The organism is Stenotrophomonas sp. X (assembly GCF_055721025.1).
On record NZ_CM146756.1, the window covers coordinates 1,153,213 to 1,167,508 of the forward strand.

Annotated in this window: 13 protein-coding genes; 1 reads left to right on the plus strand and 12 read right to left on the minus strand. The window is 67.1% G+C overall.

Annotation, left to right across the window (positions count from 1 at the left end):
- The gene (locus tag ACZ75I_RS05325) at window positions 1-948 is read right to left on the minus strand and encodes a nucleoside hydrolase (protein WP_134968082.1); all 948 of its coding nucleotides are present in this window, start codon (window positions 946-948) and stop codon (window positions 1-3) included.
- A gap of 151 nt (window positions 949-1,099) precedes the next feature.
- Between ACZ75I_RS05325 and ACZ75I_RS05330 the strand changes: the two genes are divergently transcribed.
- The gene (locus tag ACZ75I_RS05330) at window positions 1,100-1,426 is read left to right on the plus strand and encodes a hypothetical protein (protein WP_472958784.1); all 327 of its coding nucleotides are present in this window, start codon (window positions 1,100-1,102) and stop codon (window positions 1,424-1,426) included.
- A 148-nt stretch (window positions 1,427-1,574) separates the two neighbouring features.
- Here the strand turns inward: ACZ75I_RS05330 and ACZ75I_RS05335 are convergent, their stop codons facing one another.
- The 11 genes from ACZ75I_RS05335 to mqo form a co-directional block, all read right to left on the minus strand.
- Window positions 1,575-2,294 (minus strand): GntR family transcriptional regulator, encoded by a 720-nt coding sequence (locus tag ACZ75I_RS05335; RefSeq protein WP_019659340.1) that lies wholly within the window; start codon window positions 2,292-2,294, stop codon window positions 1,575-1,577.
- Window positions 2,295-2,334: 40 nt separating this feature from the next.
- Window positions 2,335-3,702 (minus strand): SLC13 family permease, encoded by a 1,368-nt coding sequence (locus ACZ75I_RS05340; protein ID WP_069139059.1) that lies wholly within the window; start codon window positions 3,700-3,702, stop codon window positions 2,335-2,337.
- A gap of 104 nt (window positions 3,703-3,806) precedes the next feature.
- Window positions 3,807-4,727, minus strand: a complete 921-nt coding sequence (mdcH, locus tag ACZ75I_RS05345) for a malonate decarboxylase subunit epsilon (protein WP_472958785.1) — start codon at window positions 4,725-4,727, stop codon at window positions 3,807-3,809.
- Entirely contained in the window at window positions 4,724-5,581 is an 858-nt protein-coding gene (mdcB, locus tag ACZ75I_RS05350) for a triphosphoribosyl-dephospho-CoA synthase MdcB (RefSeq protein ID WP_472958786.1), read from the minus strand. The genes mdcH and mdcB overlap by 4 nt, the downstream gene beginning before the upstream one ends.
- Window positions 5,578-6,219, minus strand: a complete 642-nt coding sequence (gene mdcG, locus ACZ75I_RS05355) for a malonate decarboxylase holo-[acyl-carrier-protein] synthase (protein WP_072168678.1) — start codon at window positions 6,217-6,219, stop codon at window positions 5,578-5,580. Before mdcG ends, mdcB begins: the two co-directional genes overlap by 4 nt.
- Window positions 6,212-6,916 carry a biotin-independent malonate decarboxylase subunit gamma gene (mdcE, locus tag ACZ75I_RS05360; RefSeq protein WP_472959044.1) on the minus strand — a complete coding sequence of 235 codons (705 nt, stop codon included), beginning with the start codon at window positions 6,914-6,916 and terminating at the stop codon, window positions 6,212-6,214. The genes mdcG and mdcE overlap by 8 nt, the downstream gene beginning before the upstream one ends.
- Window positions 6,917-6,918: 2 nt before the next feature.
- Entirely contained in the window at window positions 6,919-7,827 is a 909-nt protein-coding gene (locus ACZ75I_RS05365) for a biotin-independent malonate decarboxylase subunit beta (RefSeq protein WP_111201158.1), read from the minus strand.
- Window positions 7,824-8,144, minus strand: a complete 321-nt coding sequence (gene mdcC, locus ACZ75I_RS05370; RefSeq protein WP_065178127.1) for a malonate decarboxylase acyl carrier protein — start codon at window positions 8,142-8,144, stop codon at window positions 7,824-7,826. The genes ACZ75I_RS05365 and mdcC overlap by 4 nt, the downstream gene beginning before the upstream one ends.
- Window positions 8,145-8,154: 10 nt before the next feature.
- On the minus strand, window positions 8,155-9,798 hold the full coding sequence (gene mdcA / locus ACZ75I_RS05375) for a malonate decarboxylase subunit alpha (RefSeq protein ID WP_472958787.1): 1,644 nt from the start codon (window positions 9,796-9,798) through the stop codon (window positions 8,155-8,157).
- A gap of 156 nt (window positions 9,799-9,954) precedes the next feature.
- A complete protein-coding gene (locus tag ACZ75I_RS05380; protein ID WP_472958788.1) occupies window positions 9,955-12,162 on the minus strand; it encodes a TonB-dependent siderophore receptor in 2,208 nt (735 codons plus the stop codon).
- Window positions 12,163-12,487: 325 nt separating this feature from the next.
- Window positions 12,488-14,176 (minus strand): malate dehydrogenase (quinone), encoded by a 1,689-nt coding sequence (gene mqo, locus ACZ75I_RS05385; RefSeq protein WP_472958789.1) that lies wholly within the window; start codon window positions 14,174-14,176, stop codon window positions 12,488-12,490.
- Window positions 14,177-14,296: the final 120 nt, after the last annotated feature.

Consider the following 14,296-nt stretch of genomic DNA (forward strand, 5'->3'; position numbering starts at 1 on the left):
TCAGACCTTCAGGGTCTGCTCGATGTCGGCCAGTACCGCGGCCGCATCCACACCGATGGCAATCGACTGCACCACGTGGCCGTCCCACACGCTGGGGCCGAATGCCAGGCCTTCCGGCTTGGGAATGGTCATGCCGCGGGCAACGCCGTCGGTGGCCACACGCACGCTGGCGCGCTCGAACTGGAACAGTTCCGGGCGGGTCAGCGCGATGCATGCGCAGCAGTCGTGCACGACCATGCCCTTGTGGCCGGCCTGCAGGTAGAAGTCCACGTAATCCTGCGACAGCGCACGGACCAGCTCGGCGTCGGCACCGCCGATGGCGGCCAGCTTATCCAGGCCGTCACGGTCCATTTCCACGCGGGTGGTCACGTCCAGGCCGATCGCGGTGACCGGCCAGCTGGCGGTGAACACCACGTCGGCCGCTTCGGCATCGCCCCAGATGTTGGCCTCGGCGGCCGGGGTGATGTTGCCGTTGACGTGGAAGGCGCCGCCCATGATCACCACGCCGCGTACCAGGCCGGCGATGTCCGGGGCCTGCTGCAGGGCCAGGGCCAGGTTGGTCATGCGGCCGACCGCGACCAGGGTCACTTCGCCCGGATGGGCGCGGACCAGATCGATGATCAGCTGATGGGCCGGGCGGGCATCGGCGGTCACGTCCAGGCTGGCCGGCACCGGGTGGTTGCCCAGGCCGTTGTGGCCGTGGATGTGCACCGGCCAGGCTTCCGGGGTGGCTTCCGGCTGCAGCGGGCCATCGGCACCGCGCGCGACCGGGGCGGCGAAGCCCCAGGCCTGCTTCAGGTACAGCGCGTTGTGCGTGGTCGACTCCACCGAGGCATTGCCGAAGGTGGTGGTGACACCGATCAGGTCGATCTGGGCGTGCTTGTGCAGGTACAGCAGGGCCAGGGCGTCGTCGACGCCCGGGTCGGTATCGAAAATGACTTTCAGCATGTTGTTGTTCTTCTTCTTCCGTGTGGTGCGAGGGGCGCCGGCGGCCAGGGGCAGGCCGGCACGCCCCCACATTGTCCCATCTTCATGACAGGCAGGGCCATTGCCGGGGTGGCAGGCCATAATGCCCCCAGTCCAGGCATGGTGTCGCCGAATGCTGATCGTTGCCCTTCTGCTGGTCCTGCTGGTGCTGGGCTTGAACGTGGTGGCTACCGTGGTGATCGTCAGGCGTGATGGGCTGTCGACGGGCGGCCGGACGGTGCAGCTGCTGATGGTCTGGCTGCTTCCCTTGGTCGGGGCCATCCTGTGCATGGCGGTGGCCACGGCCGACGGCTCCGGGATCCGGGGCGACAACAGTTTCGGCGGTAGCTACGATCATCCGGGCGGCCAATCCGGCGACAGCTACAGCCATCACAGTCACAGCAGCTCCGACTGCAGCAGCGACGGTGGCAGCGGTGACGGCGGCAGCTGCAGCGATTGAGGTCTCTGTAGCGTCGAGCCATGCTCGACTGCACTTCGCTCCAACGCCGCGACGCCTGATCGAAAAGCAGTCGAGCATGGCTCGACGCTACAGAACAGCGGTTGGCTGCGGCCGGTAGTGCCGGCCGCTGGCCGGCAACCTCATCCGCTCAACCGCCGCCTTCGGTCGGCAAGGGCGCTGGCACGTTCAACAGCCCGCCCGCTGCCACATAGGCGGCCAATGCCTGGCCCTGGCTGAGCAGATGGCGCTCCATGGTGCGTTCGGCAGCCTGCGCATCGCGGCGGCGGAAGCACTCCATCAACTCGCGGTGTTCGGCCAGCGACTGCGCCGTGCGGCCCGGGGTCAGCAGCTGGCGGCCGCGATGCATCTTCAGGATGCGGTGCAGGTCGTGGGTGATGCGGATCAGCCACGGATTGCCCGCGTAATGCTGCACGGTTTCGTGGATCAGGTAGTTGTTGCGGTAGTACTCGGCAATGTTGCCCTCGGACGCCGCCGCTTCCATCGCCGCATGCAGGGCCTCCAGTTGTTGCACGCCGGCATCGTCGATGTGCTTCACCGCCTCATGCGCGCAACGGCCTTCCAGCATGGCCATTACCGGGAACAGCTGGTTGAGGTCTTCCAGCGTCAACCGGGTGACCCGGCTGCCACGACCTGCGTCGATCTGTACCAGGCCTTCGGCGGCCAGCAGCTTCAACGCCTCGCGCAGCGGCGTGCGGCTGATGCCCAGTTCTTCGCACAGCGCGGGCTCGTCGATCCACTCGCCCGGCGGCAGCCGGTAGTCGTAGATGCGCTCGCGCACGTGGTCGGCCACCTCTTCATACAGAGGTGCGCGCTTCTTCGGTGACCGCGGGGCAGGGGCAATGGCCATGGAGGAAGTGTACCGCCAGGTAGTGCCGGCCGCTGGGTGGTTACATCCAGCCCGGCACCACGAATACCAGCCAGGCCAGCAGCGGTCCAAGCGCCACCACCAGTCCGCTGTAGACCAGGAAGCGGCGGAACAGGGTCTCGCGTTCCTCCTTGGCTGCCGAGGCCACCACCAGTGCGCCATTGGTGGAGAACGGGCTGACATCGACGATGGTGGACGACACCGCCAGCGCGCAGATCACGCCGGCGGCGCTGAGGTGACCCTGCATCAGGAACGGCACCGCCAGCGGAATCGTGGCGCCCAGCACTGCGGCCGACGAGGCGAACGCGGAGACGATGCCGCCGACGTAGCAGACCAGCAGCGCGCCGAGCAGCGGAATGCCGATGTCGGACACGCCATTGCCGATGAAGTCCACCGCGCCGGCATGTTCCAGCACGCCGATGTAGGTCACCACGCCACAGATCAGCAGCACGGTGGACCAGCTGATGCCATCGACCGCGCCCTTCTGGCTTTGTGGCGACAGCAGCGCCAGCGCCACCGCGACGGTGATCGAGACCAGGCCGACGTTGAGGTTGTAGATCAGCGCGGCCACGCCCAGGCCGAGCAGGCCGATCAGGGTGAACAACCGTTCGCGGGTCAGGCCCACCGCATCCAGTGCCGCCGGATCATTGCTGAGCGTGCCGCCGCCTGCTGCGACCAGCGCGCCATGGCCTTCGATCGCGAACTGGCGCGACGACGCCTGCGGGCCACCGGCCATCGCCAGTTCGGCATTGCCGATCGTTCCTGCCGCGGTGATCGAGCCGCGACGCAGCAGGGCGATGCCACCGAAGGCGAAGAAGCAGATCGTCGCCATCATGAAGTTGAAGCCCAGGCTGGTCAGGAACACTGCCATCTCGGTCACTTCCAGCCCAGCCTTCTGCACCACGCCGTTGGTGATGCTGCCGTACACGCTGATGGGCGAGAAGCCGCCGGCCTGCGCACCATGGATGACCAGCAGGCCCATCATCAGCGGGTTGATGTTGTACTGCTTGGCAAAGCGCAGCGCGACCGGGCCGATGATCGCGACCGCCGCCGGGCCCAGCGCACCGAACGCGGTGAGCACCGCGGTGATCACGAACATCACCCACGGAATGGCCACGATATGGCCACGCACCACTTTCACCGCCCAGTGCACCAGCAGGTCGATGGTGCCGTTCTTCTGCGCGATGGCGAACAGGTAGGTGATGCCGACCAGGGTCAGGAACAGATCGCCGGGAAAGCCGGCCAAAACCTCCTTGCCGCCCATGTCGACCCACAGCCCGCCGATGATGAAGGCCAGCGCAAAGGCGACCGCGCCCATGTTGATCGGCATCGCCGTGGCGACGATGAACATGATCACCAGGCCGATGATCGTTGCGATTTGTGGACTCATGCGCCCTCCCAGACACGTGGCTCACGTACAGCGCGGATGGAGACCCGCCATCCCGGGGTAAGGCGACGTACTGCGTGATGCGTGATACGTACTGCTGGAACCCGTTACTGCAGCCGCTCCAGCGCACTGCGGACCCACGCCGCCGCGCCTTCCAGGCTCTGGAACTCTTCCACCGCGCGCACTTCGCAGCACGGATAGGACGGCGCGACCATGCGCGCCAGTGCGTTGCCCGGGCCCAGCTGCAGGAACACCCGCGCGCCGCGCTCGAAGGCCTGGCGCATCACCTGCGCCCATTCGATGGTCTGCGCCAGCTGCGCCGACAGCGTGTGCACCACCGTGGCACGATCACGCACAGGCCGCGCATCGATGCCGGCCAGCAGCGGCAGGCGTGGGGCTTGCAGCGGCGAGGCATCGAGTGCGGCAGCGAACGGTGCGACCGCCGCCGCCAGCAACGGCGTGTGGGCAGGCACGTGCACCGCCAGCGGACGGATTCCGGCACCCTGCGCCTGTGCGGCACCGGCCAGCCGCTGCAATGCGGCGTGCGTGCCGCCCACGATGAAATGGCCCTGCCCATTGGCGATGGCCACGTACGCACCGTGCAGATCGCACAGTGGCTGCAGTACATGGCGCTCCAGGCCAAGTACCGCCTGCAGGCCTGCATCGGCGGGGCTGGCGCCGTCCATCAACTGCGCGCGCTGCGCCGCCAGGGCAAGGCAGGTGGCCGCATCGAAGCTGCCGGCGATGGCATGCGCGGCCAACTCGCCGATGCTGTAGCCGACGGCCAGCGTCGGCGTTGGCACGTTGCCGCGCAGCCCCTGCCACTGAGCCAGAGTGGCCGCGCACAGCAGCGGTTGCGCCTGCGCATTGTCGAAACGATCGTCGGCCGCCGCGGCGGAAAACACATCGCGGCCGAGCACCGTGCTGGCCCGATCAAGGGTGTGGCGCGCGGCCGGAAGATCGCGCACGCGGTCGAACATCGCTGCGTGCTGCGCGCCTTGGCCGGGGCAGAGCAGGGCCAGGCTCATGCGCGCTCCTGCAGCAGCAGGAACCCGCTGCAGGCCAACAGGTCTGCGCTGCCGCCCGGGCTCAGCCGGCGCGCGACGAAGCCATCACCGATGCGACGCAGATGTGTCCGCCAGTCCGGCGCGAAGGTGCCGCCCGCGTCCAGGAAGGTGCGGGCCTGCCGCTGGGCCCAGCGCAGGCCGTCGGCGCCGCCACGGTGCAGCAGGTTGAGGTCATCCACGCACGCGATCAGCTGCATCAGGGTCTGGCACATCGCGGCCTCGCGTGGCAGGCCGCTGGCCAGCGCGTGACGCATGGTAGGCAATGCCACGCCGCGCAGCAGCGGATAGCCGGCGGCCGCTTGTTCGCGCACACCCTGCACGCCGTGCCGTGCGCGCGCGCGCTGGCCAGGGCTGTTCGCATCCAGAGGTGCGTCGGCGAGCTCGGCAGACCAGCGGCGCACTTCCTGGCAGACCTGCTCACCCGTGGCGGCATGGTCCAGGCGGGAGCGACAGGCCGCGGCGGCCGCCACCAGCAGGCCGAGACTGAAGATCGCGCCACGATGGGTATTGACGCCGGCGGTTGCGCGCAGCATCGCGATTTCAGCGGCGATGCCACATCGGCGCAAGGCGTCGAAGTCCGCCCCGGCTGCACCGAGGCAGGCCACGGCGGTGAAATAGTGGCGCAGCGCGAACAGGCTGCGCAGGAATGTGCCGGCGTCCATGTCGTGATGGCTGCCGCTGTCGAATGGCGTGACCAGTCCGGGCTTGGGCGCCAGCGCCAGCTCCGCATGCAGGCTGGCGACGGCGAGGCGCCCCAGGCGCGCGCTGTCCACGGCAGCTGCCGGCCTGACTGCCGATTGGACGACGGCGGTCATGCGCTCACCCCGGCAGAGGCGAACATCGCATCGCGTAGTTCCAGTGCGGCACCATCGAGGCGCTTGACCAGTACCTCGCGGCTGCGTCCGGCGTACTCCCGCCAGTTCACGGCGGCGTCGCCGCCCAGGCACAGCTCGCCATCGACCCGCCGGTCGTGTTCGGCTTCCCATGCCTGTAGCCGTGCAGCCAGGGCATCGGCCTGCGCGGTGGTGTCGATCGGCCACAGCAGATCGACGTCCGAGCGCGCGTGCACATAGCGCAGGCCAGTAAGGTGCTGCCACGCGAAGGCACCGAATACGCGCGCCTCAGCGATGTTCTGCAGCACTTCAAGGGGCCGCCGCCAGTCCTGCGGAACGTCGCCTTTCAGCACCGCCTGGAGTGCCGGCGGCGGCGTGGTGCGCAGCACATCGTGTGCTGGCACGCGCAGGGCCAGGCGCAGTTTGCCCTCGGCGGGCGGCAGCGGCACGCCGAGACGCAGGCGTGGATCGGCATCGTCGGCGGCACGCCGCGCGACGATGGCCGGCCGGCCCTGTGCAAACCAGTCGGCCAAGCGCGACTCATGCGCGGCGATGTCCGCCTGCCAGCCGGCGTGCGCTGACAGCCAGACCAGCGTATGTCGGGGCAGCCGCTCAGGCATCACCCTGGCTCACGGCTTCAGCCACGCGTGCGGCCAGCATGCGCCCGCCACGTTCGGCTCCGCGCACTGCGCGGCGGTCGCCATGGGCGGGCGTGCGCAGGGCCTGCAGAAGGTGCTGGGCAAGATTGCCCTCCCACAACGATTCCACCGCACCCATCGCCACGTAGTTCTCCACGCCCGGTGCGAACACCGGTGAGGTCTGGCTCAGCGCCTGCAGTTTATCCAGCGGCTGCTTGGTCACCCGGGCCATCGCGCGCAGGTCCATCACCCGCACCTGCGCATCCGGCAGGGCATGGATGTGGTCGGCCATCAGCCCGAACGAGAGGAAGCCACCACTGACGGATTCACCGTAGACCAGCGTGACCAGTCGCGCGCCACGTCGACGCGCGAGATCCAGCGTCTGCGCCAGGTGCGCGAAACAGCCGTTGATGCCGAGCAGTTCGTCGCGGCGTGCCAGGCGCTGGCCGGCGGTGTCGACCAGCATCACGATCGGTTGCTGCGGATGCGCGGCGGTGCTGGCCAGCACCGTTTCGGCCAGTGTCAGTGCGTGGTCCATGCCCACCTCGAGCTTGTTGGCGGTGCCGATCACAGTCACATCGCCGTTGTCGGTGGTGGCGCTGCCGGTCAGCACCGAATCGCTCACCGCAATGGCATGCCCATGCGGAAACAGGGCATCGAGCAGTGTCTGCAACGGCATGCTCATGGCAGGCTCCGGTCGCCGGTGGCGGTGAGGAATTCATCGGTGTCGAGCAGTGGCAGGCGTTCGGGGTGGGCAATGCCCAGCCGCGCCCAGATCTCCAGGCCATCGCGGCAATCGCCCCAGGCCCGCACGCGCGCCTTCAAGGCCGCATGGCGTTCCTGCAATGCGGCTAGTGCAGCATCCGGGTCAGTGCTGCCCGCATCGGGGTGCAGCGCGTCGCGTGCGGCCAGCGCGAATGCTTCAAGGGCATCGGGCACCAGCACCTGCGCCTGGTCGATCAGGTACCGGTGCTTGCCACCGGTCACACGCCAGACCAGCGCGCGATCGCGTGAGTCGAACTCTTCCACGCCGCGAACGGTTTCGATCACCTCCGGTCCGGACAGCGACATCCGGCCTTCCTCGGACATGATGACCGTGGTGCAGCAGCGGGCAACGATGCCCATGCCACCGAAGGCGCCGTTGCCGCTGCCGATCAGCGCGATCACCGGCACGCCCGCTGCACGCGCGTCCAGGGTGGCGCGCATGATCTCGGAGATCGCAATCAGGCCCGCATTGGCTTCGTGCAGCCGCACGCCGCCGGTATCGAGCAGCAGCAGCACGCCGTCAGGGCGGGTGTGCGCTGCACGGCGCAGCAGCCCGGTCAGCTTGGCGCCATGCACTTCGCCCACGCCGCCGCCCATGAATTCACCCTGTTGTGCGGCCAGCAGCACGTGTTTGCCCTGCAGCCTGGCCTCGCCGACGACGATGCCATCGTCGAACGCGGCCGGCTGGTCGAGCTGGGCCAGGTGCGGACTCATCATCCGTCGCGCCGGGCCGAGGAACTCGTGGAACGAGCCGGCGTCGACCAGCCCGGCGATGCGCTCGCGCGCATCGGCTTCGTAATAGCTGTGGCGCTGTACGTGGTTCATGGCGCGCCTCCGGCCAGCAGGGTTTCCACGGCCTGGTCCAGGCGCAGGCTGACCACGGCCGGGGTCGCACCGGCGTCGTTGATCGAGACGCGCACATCGCGCAGCGGATGACGCTGTGCGAAGTCGTTGATCACCGCCTGCCAGATGCTGCCGAAGCCCTGCGCGGCGGTGATGACGCGCACCGTCATCGCGCCCTGCTGCGCCGCCGGTTCCAGCAGGATTTCCAGGTTGCCCGACGCCAGCACGCCCACCAGCACCGCGTCGCGCGCGAACGGCACGTCGGTGCGGCCTTCGAATCGATAGTCGAGGGTTTCCATGCTCAGCCCCTTACCAGTTGCGGAAGCGCTTGGGCGGGTCGTACAGACCGCCGGACCAGCGCACCAGGTCCTTCACCGAACGCGCCGCCAGCAGGTCACGGCTGGCATCGCGCACGGAGATGCCGAGGTCACCGGGACGGCGGATCACGCCGCGGTCGCGCAGGTTCTCCACCATCGCGCGGTCGCGCCCGATGCCCACGGCGGTATAGCCGGCCACGCCACGGATCGCCTGTTCGCGCTCCTCGGGGGTGCGGCACAGCAGCAGGTTGGCGATGCCTTCCTCGGTCAGCACATGGCTGACGTCGTCGCCGTAGATCATCACCGGCGGCAGCGGCATGTTCGCGCGTTCGGCCAGTTCCCAGGCGTCGAGGCGGTCAACGAATGCCGGGGCCATGTGCTCGCGGAAGGTTTCCACCATCTGCACCACCAGTTTGCGCCCGCGTGGCATCTCGCCCGGGCGTGCGGCCTGCTGGCCGGCCTTGATCCAGGCCTCGCTGGCATGGCGGCGGCCGCGCGCGTCCGAGCCCATGTTCGGTGCGCCGCCAAAGCCGGCGATGCGGTCGCGGGTGGCGGTGGAACTGTTGCCCTGCAGGTCGATCTGCAGGGTGGAACCGATGAACATGTCGCAGGCATACAGGCCTGCGGTCTGCGAGAACGCGCGGTTGGAACGCATCGAGCCGTCGGCGCCGGTGAAAAACACATCGCCCCGCGCGGCAATGTATTTCTCCATGCCCAGTTCCGAACCGAACGAATGCACCGATCTGACGAAGCCCGATTCGATCGCCGGAATCAGTGCCGGGTGTGGGTTCAACGCCCAGTGCTGGCAGATCTTTCCCTTCAGCCCGAGCGATTCTGCGTAGGTGGGGAGCAGCAGTTCGATGGCGGCGGTATCGAAGCCGATGCCGTGATTCAAACGATTCACGCCGTACTCGGCGTAGATGCCCTTGATGGCCATCATTGCCATCAGTACCTGGATTTCGGAGATCTGCGCAGGGTCGCGGGTGAACAGCGGCTCGATATGGTTCGGCTTCGGCGCCTGCACCACGAAGTTGACCCAGTCCGCAGGAATATCGACGCGGGGGAGGCTGTCGACGATCTCGTTGACCTGGGCGATGACGATGCCGCCACCGAAGGCGGTGGCTTCGACGATCACCGGAGTGTCTTCGGTATTCGGCCCGGTATAGAGGTTGCCGTGGCGGTCGGCGGCCTGCGCGGCGACCAGCGCTACGCGCGGCGTAAGGTCGATGAAGTAGCGGCCGAACAGTTCCAGGTAGGTGTGGATGGCACCGATATGGATGCGCCCTTCGGCCACCAGGTTGGCCAGTCGCACCGATTGCGGGCCGGAGAACGAGAAATCCAGTTTCGAGGCGATGCCACGCTCGAATGCGTCCAGGTGCGAGGGCAGTGAGAGGACCGACTGCACCATGTGCAGGTCATGCACGCGGGCGGGGTCGAGGTCGGCCAGCGCCTGGGCGAGGAAATCGGCCTGCTTCTGGTTGTTGCCCTCCAGGCAGACCTTGTCGCCTGGCTCCAGCACTGCGTGCAGCAACTCGCCGACGTCGCTGCTGGCGACCTCGCGTCCCCGGGCCCACGGCGCGGCACGTTCCAGGCGGGCCTGGCGACTGCGTTCCAACGTATCCCAGCTCGGGTTCATTGACCGGCTTCCGACGGGTGTTGGGATAATTACGGCATAATTACGAAGTGGGTACAACCTGCAGTGCAGCAAAGAGAAGGGCCCGCGCGGAGGCGGGCCCATTCAGGGTGTGGGGTGTGCCGACCAACGGTCGGCACCCACCGGTTCGCAGGTGGCTCAGAACTTCCAGCGCAGGCTGGCCGACACGAAGCGCGGCTCGCCGTAGTTGTTGTAGTCCAGGTTGGCCCAGTAAGTCTTGTCCAGCGCGTTGCGCACGCTCAGCGTTGCAGTCCAGCTGTCGCTGATGCGGTAGTTGGCATTGAATTGCACCAGCATGTACGCCGGCTGGTTCACGGTCACCGTGCCGCCCAGCGGGTAGGCGATGTTGTAGCCCTGCACCTTGCTCTGCCACTGCAGGCCACCGCCGATGCTCAGGCGTTCCAGCGCACCGCGCAGCTGCAGTTGCGTGTTGAGCTGCAGCAGGTCCTTGGGCGGGTTGGCGTACAGCAGGTCGGTGGCGGCGCGGGTGACCTTGACGTGGGTGTAGCCGGCATTGACCGTCCAGCCCGGCAGGATTTCGCCGTTGATATCCATCTCCCAGCCACGCGCCTTGGTACCGTTGACGCCGATGTAGGCCGAGCTGCCGTCGCTGAGCGAACCCTCCGGCACGCCCATGTCACGCACCGCGTAGTTGTCCTGCTTGGCCTCGAACACAGCGGCATTTGCGGTCAGGCGGCCATCGAACCACTGCGTCTTGAGGCCCGCTTCCAGGTTCGAGCCCTGCACCGGCGCCAGCAGGTTCTCGTTGCGGTCCTTGTAGTTCTGCGGATTGAAGATCTCGGTGTAGCTGGCATAGGCCGACACGTTCGGGGTGATCTCGTAGAGCAGGCCCACGTACGGAGTGACTTCATCGCTCACCTTGTACGCACCGCTGGTGCCGGTATAGGCGCCGGCGGCGTTGTAGGAGCGGGTGAGGGTTTCCCACCGGCTCAGGCGTGCACCGGCGATCAGCGACAGCGGATCGGCCAGGTGCAGGCGGGTGGCCAGATAGACGCCACTCTGCGTGGTCTTGGCCACGCGGCGCGCGCCGGTGCGGCGGTAGGTCACCTCGGAGATGTCGCCGTTCCAGCTGTATACGTTGGGGATGTAGTAGCAGCGCTCGCGTGCACCCGTGGCGCTGACACACGTTGCCCAGTCGCCCGGGAAGTTCAGCGCCACGGTGTTCGTGGTCCCTTCCAGATCCGACCACTGGGCACCGACCGTGAGGTCGTGGTCGCGGCCGAACAGCGGGAAGTTGCCGGTCAGGTAAGCATCGACATTGCGGCGGGTGTCTTTCGAATCACCGGCGGCCGCACGCAGGAAGATGCCCGAGCCGGTCACCGGGTCCGGCTCCCCGGTGCCGTACAGCCGCACGTTCTGCACGTTGCCACGGGTGTAGGCGGTGTTGATCTTCAGCAGCCAGTTGTCGCCGAAACGCTGTTCCAGGTTGGCGAAGGCGGTGTTGCTCTCGCGCTTCCAGTAGCTCCACTTCGGCGACAGGTTGGTCGAGCGCGGCAGATGGGCGAAATTGCCCTGGTTGTCGAAGAACGGCACGGTGCCCCAGGTCGAACCGGTCGGGTTGTTGTCCTGGGTCTGGTAGCCGAGGGTGAGGGTGGTGCTGTCGGTGACATCGCCTTCCAGCACCGCCATGCCGGCCATCTTGTTCTCGTCGTAACGGTCGTAGTACAGCCCGCGGTCGGTGTAGGCGGCGACCACGCGGCTGCGGAAACGGCCGTCATCGGTCAGCGGCGCGGTGACGTCGGCTTCCATGCGGCGGTAGTCCCAGCTGCCGGCACTGACCGCGAACGACGCGTCGAATTCCTTGCCGGGGCGCTTGCGCAGCAGGTTGACCGTGGCCGACGGCACGCCGGCGCCGCTGAGCAGGCCGTTGGCACCGCGGATCACTTCGATGCGGTCGTAGAAGGCGGTGTCGTATTCCTGGTTGGTGGAGCCGCTGTAGGTGGGAATGCCGTCGACCTGGAAGTCGGTGATGGCGAAGCCACGCGCGTAGTACAGCGGGCGCTGCGTGTCATAGAAGGACACGCTGACGCCGGTCACGTTGCGCATCACATCGTTGATGCTGAACAGTGATTCGTCCTGCAGGCGCTGCAGGCTGATCGCGGTGGCCGACTGCGGGGTTTCCTGCAGGGTGATCGGCAGCCGCGTCGTACTGGCCGGCGGAGCGGACTGCTCGGCCCGGACGCTGACCCGGTCCAGGGTCTTGGCATCGGCGGCGGCATCGGTGGCGGCGAACGCGGCGGGCGTGGCCAGCAGAGTCAGCGACGAAAACAGGGCAGCCGGCAGCAGCGCGCGGCGGGGCAGGCGGTTACGGAGAGGCTGGGACATGGTGGGCTCGAGGCTTGGAAACGGGGAAGGGCGGCAACAGTCGTCCAGCACCCGGGGCGGCGGCTTCGGGCACATCAGGTCCATCTGGGAGGGGCGCGGTCACTGCGTAGGACGCAAATGTAAATAATTCTTAACAACATTACAATTCGCGTCATCGTGCATCGGCTTTCCGGCACCAGGCATCGCCTTCTGTAGAGCCGAGCCCATGCTCGGCTGCTTTTGGCTGGAGCCGAGCATGGGCTCGGCTCTACAGCAGGGAGCCGCCCCAAAAATGAACGGCCACCCAAAGGTGGCCGTCCGTGTGCGTCGAAAGGAAACGGCGGGCTTACAGCGCCTGCAGTTCCTCGTTGGCGTTGCGCTTTTCCTTGACCGGAGCCGGAATTACGGCCGGTGCAGGTGCTGCCGCGTTGGCATCCACCGGCACTTCCAGGTAGGGAAGGTGCAGGGTCTGGCTGGTCAGCGTGCGGATCTCGTTGACCAGCGCGGCACTGTCGTTGAGCTTGCGCCCATACGACGGCACGATCTCGCGCAGGCGGGTTTCCCAGCCGGCCTTCATCTGCTCCGGGAAGGCCTTGGCCATCAGGTCCAGCATGATCGGCGGCGAGGTCGACGCACCCGGCGAGGCGCCGAGCAGGGCGGCGAGGGTGTGGTCCTTGTCGGTCACGATCTCGGTACCGAACTGCAGCACCGGGCCCTTCAGCGGGTCACGCTTGATGATCTGCACGCGCTGGCCGGCGGTCACCAGCTTCCAGTCACCCGGCTTGGCATTGGGGAAGTACTTGACCAGTTCGGCCTGGCGGTCGGCATCGTTCAGGCGTGCCTGGCCCATCAGGTACTGCACCAGGTCCAGGTTGTCCTTGCCCACTTCCAGCATCGGGCCAACGTTGTTGTGGGTCACCGAGGAATACAGGTCCCACCACGAGCCGTGCTTGAGGAACTTGGTGCTGTACAGCGCGAACGGCCCGAACAGGACCACCGGCTTGCCATCCAGCTTGCGCGCATCCAGGTGCGGCACCGACATCGGCGGCGAACCGGTCTCGGCCATGCCGTAGGCTTTCACGCCATGGCGCGAGGTCACGTCCTGGCCCTGGAAGGCGAGGAACTGGCCACCGACCGGGAAGCCGGCATAGTCCTTCGACTCCGGAATGCCGGACATCTGCAGCAGCTTCAGCGCGGCGCCGCCGGCACCGATGAAGACGAAGCGGGTGTGGGTGGTGGTTTCGGTGCCGGCCTTGAGATCCTTCACCGTCACGTTCCAGCTCTTGTCGGCGTTCTGCCGCAGCGCGGTCACTTCATGGTTCAGGTGCAGGCTGAAGTTCGGGTTGCGCTGCAGGCCGGCGGTCAGCTGGCGGGTGATCACGCCGAAATTGACGTCGGTGCCCAGCGGCATCCAGGTCGCGGCCACCTTCTGCTTCGGGTCGCGGCCTTCCATCAGCAGCGGCGCCCACTGCTTGATCTGTGCCGGATCTTCCGAGTACTGCATGCCGTAGAACAGCGGGTTCTTCACCAGCGCCTGCTGGCGCTTGTGCAGGTAGGCGATGTTGTCATCGCCCCAGACGAAGCTCATGTGCGGCGTCGGGTTGATGAAGTCGCTGGGCTGGCTCAGCCGGCCTTCCTTCACCTGGTGCGACCAGAACTGGCGCGAGACCTCGAACGATTCGGCGATGCCGACCGCGCGCTTGGTTTCGATGCTGCCATCGGGCAGTTCCGGGGTGTAGTTCAGTTCGGCGAAGGCCGAATGGCCGGTGCCGGCGTTGTTCCAGCTGTCGGAGCTTTCACCGGCAACGCCGTCGAGGCGTTCGTAGACCTGGATGTTCCAGTCCGGCTGCAGTTCCTGCAGGTAGGTGGCCAGGGTGATGCTCATGATGCCGGCGCCGACCAGCACAACATCGACGGGCTTGTCGTTGCTGGCGGCGGGCACCGAGCGCTGGGTCAGCGGCCAGTACAGGAACAGCGCGGCGGCCAGCAACAGCAGCACGAGCAGGGCGAGAAGAGCCTTGCCAAATTTCTTCATGGGGGCGGGATCGTTGGCGGAGGGGAAGGGGTCAGGATGCGCGTGGGGCAGGGAAAGGGCGTGAAGAAACAACGCCTTGCCGCATCCAGGTGCGATTCTAACCGGATCCGGTCCGTTTTT

Excerpts from the sequence above, each read along its gene's own strand:
- ACZ75I_RS05325 (WP_134968082.1), bottom strand. The coding sequence starts at position 948 with ATGCTGAAAGTCATTTTCGATACCGACCCGGGCGTCGACGACGCCCTG.
- ACZ75I_RS05330 (WP_472958784.1), top strand. The coding sequence starts at position 1,100 with ATGCTGATCGTTGCCCTTCTGCTGGTCCTGCTGGTGCTGGGCTTGAAC.
- ACZ75I_RS05335 (WP_019659340.1), bottom strand. The coding sequence starts at position 2,294 with ATGGCCATTGCCCCTGCCCCGCGGTCACCGAAGAAGCGCGCACCTCTG.
- ACZ75I_RS05340 (WP_069139059.1), bottom strand. The coding sequence starts at position 3,702 with ATGAGTCCACAAATCGCAACGATCATCGGCCTGGTGATCATGTTCATC.
- mdcH (WP_472958785.1), bottom strand. The coding sequence starts at position 4,727 with ATGAGCCTGGCCCTGCTCTGCCCCGGCCAAGGCGCGCAGCACGCAGCG.
- mdcB (WP_472958786.1), bottom strand. The coding sequence starts at position 5,581 with ATGACCGCCGTCGTCCAATCGGCAGTCAGGCCGGCAGCTGCCGTGGAC.
- mdcG (WP_072168678.1), bottom strand. The coding sequence starts at position 6,219 with ATGCCTGAGCGGCTGCCCCGACATACGCTGGTCTGGCTGTCAGCGCAC.
- mdcE (WP_472959044.1), bottom strand. The coding sequence starts at position 6,916 with ATGCCGTTGCAGACACTGCTCGATGCCCTGTTTCCGCATGGGCATGCC.
- ACZ75I_RS05365 (WP_111201158.1), bottom strand. The coding sequence starts at position 7,827 with ATGAACCACGTACAGCGCCACAGCTATTACGAAGCCGATGCGCGCGAG.
- mdcC (WP_065178127.1), bottom strand. The coding sequence starts at position 8,144 with ATGGAAACCCTCGACTATCGATTCGAAGGCCGCACCGACGTGCCGTTC.
- mdcA (WP_472958787.1), bottom strand. The coding sequence starts at position 9,798 with ATGAACCCGAGCTGGGATACGTTGGAACGCAGTCGCCAGGCCCGCCTG.
- ACZ75I_RS05380 (WP_472958788.1), bottom strand. The coding sequence starts at position 12,162 with ATGTCCCAGCCTCTCCGTAACCGCCTGCCCCGCCGCGCGCTGCTGCCG.
- mqo (WP_472958789.1), bottom strand. The coding sequence starts at position 14,176 with ATGAAGAAATTTGGCAAGGCTCTTCTCGCCCTGCTCGTGCTGCTGTTG.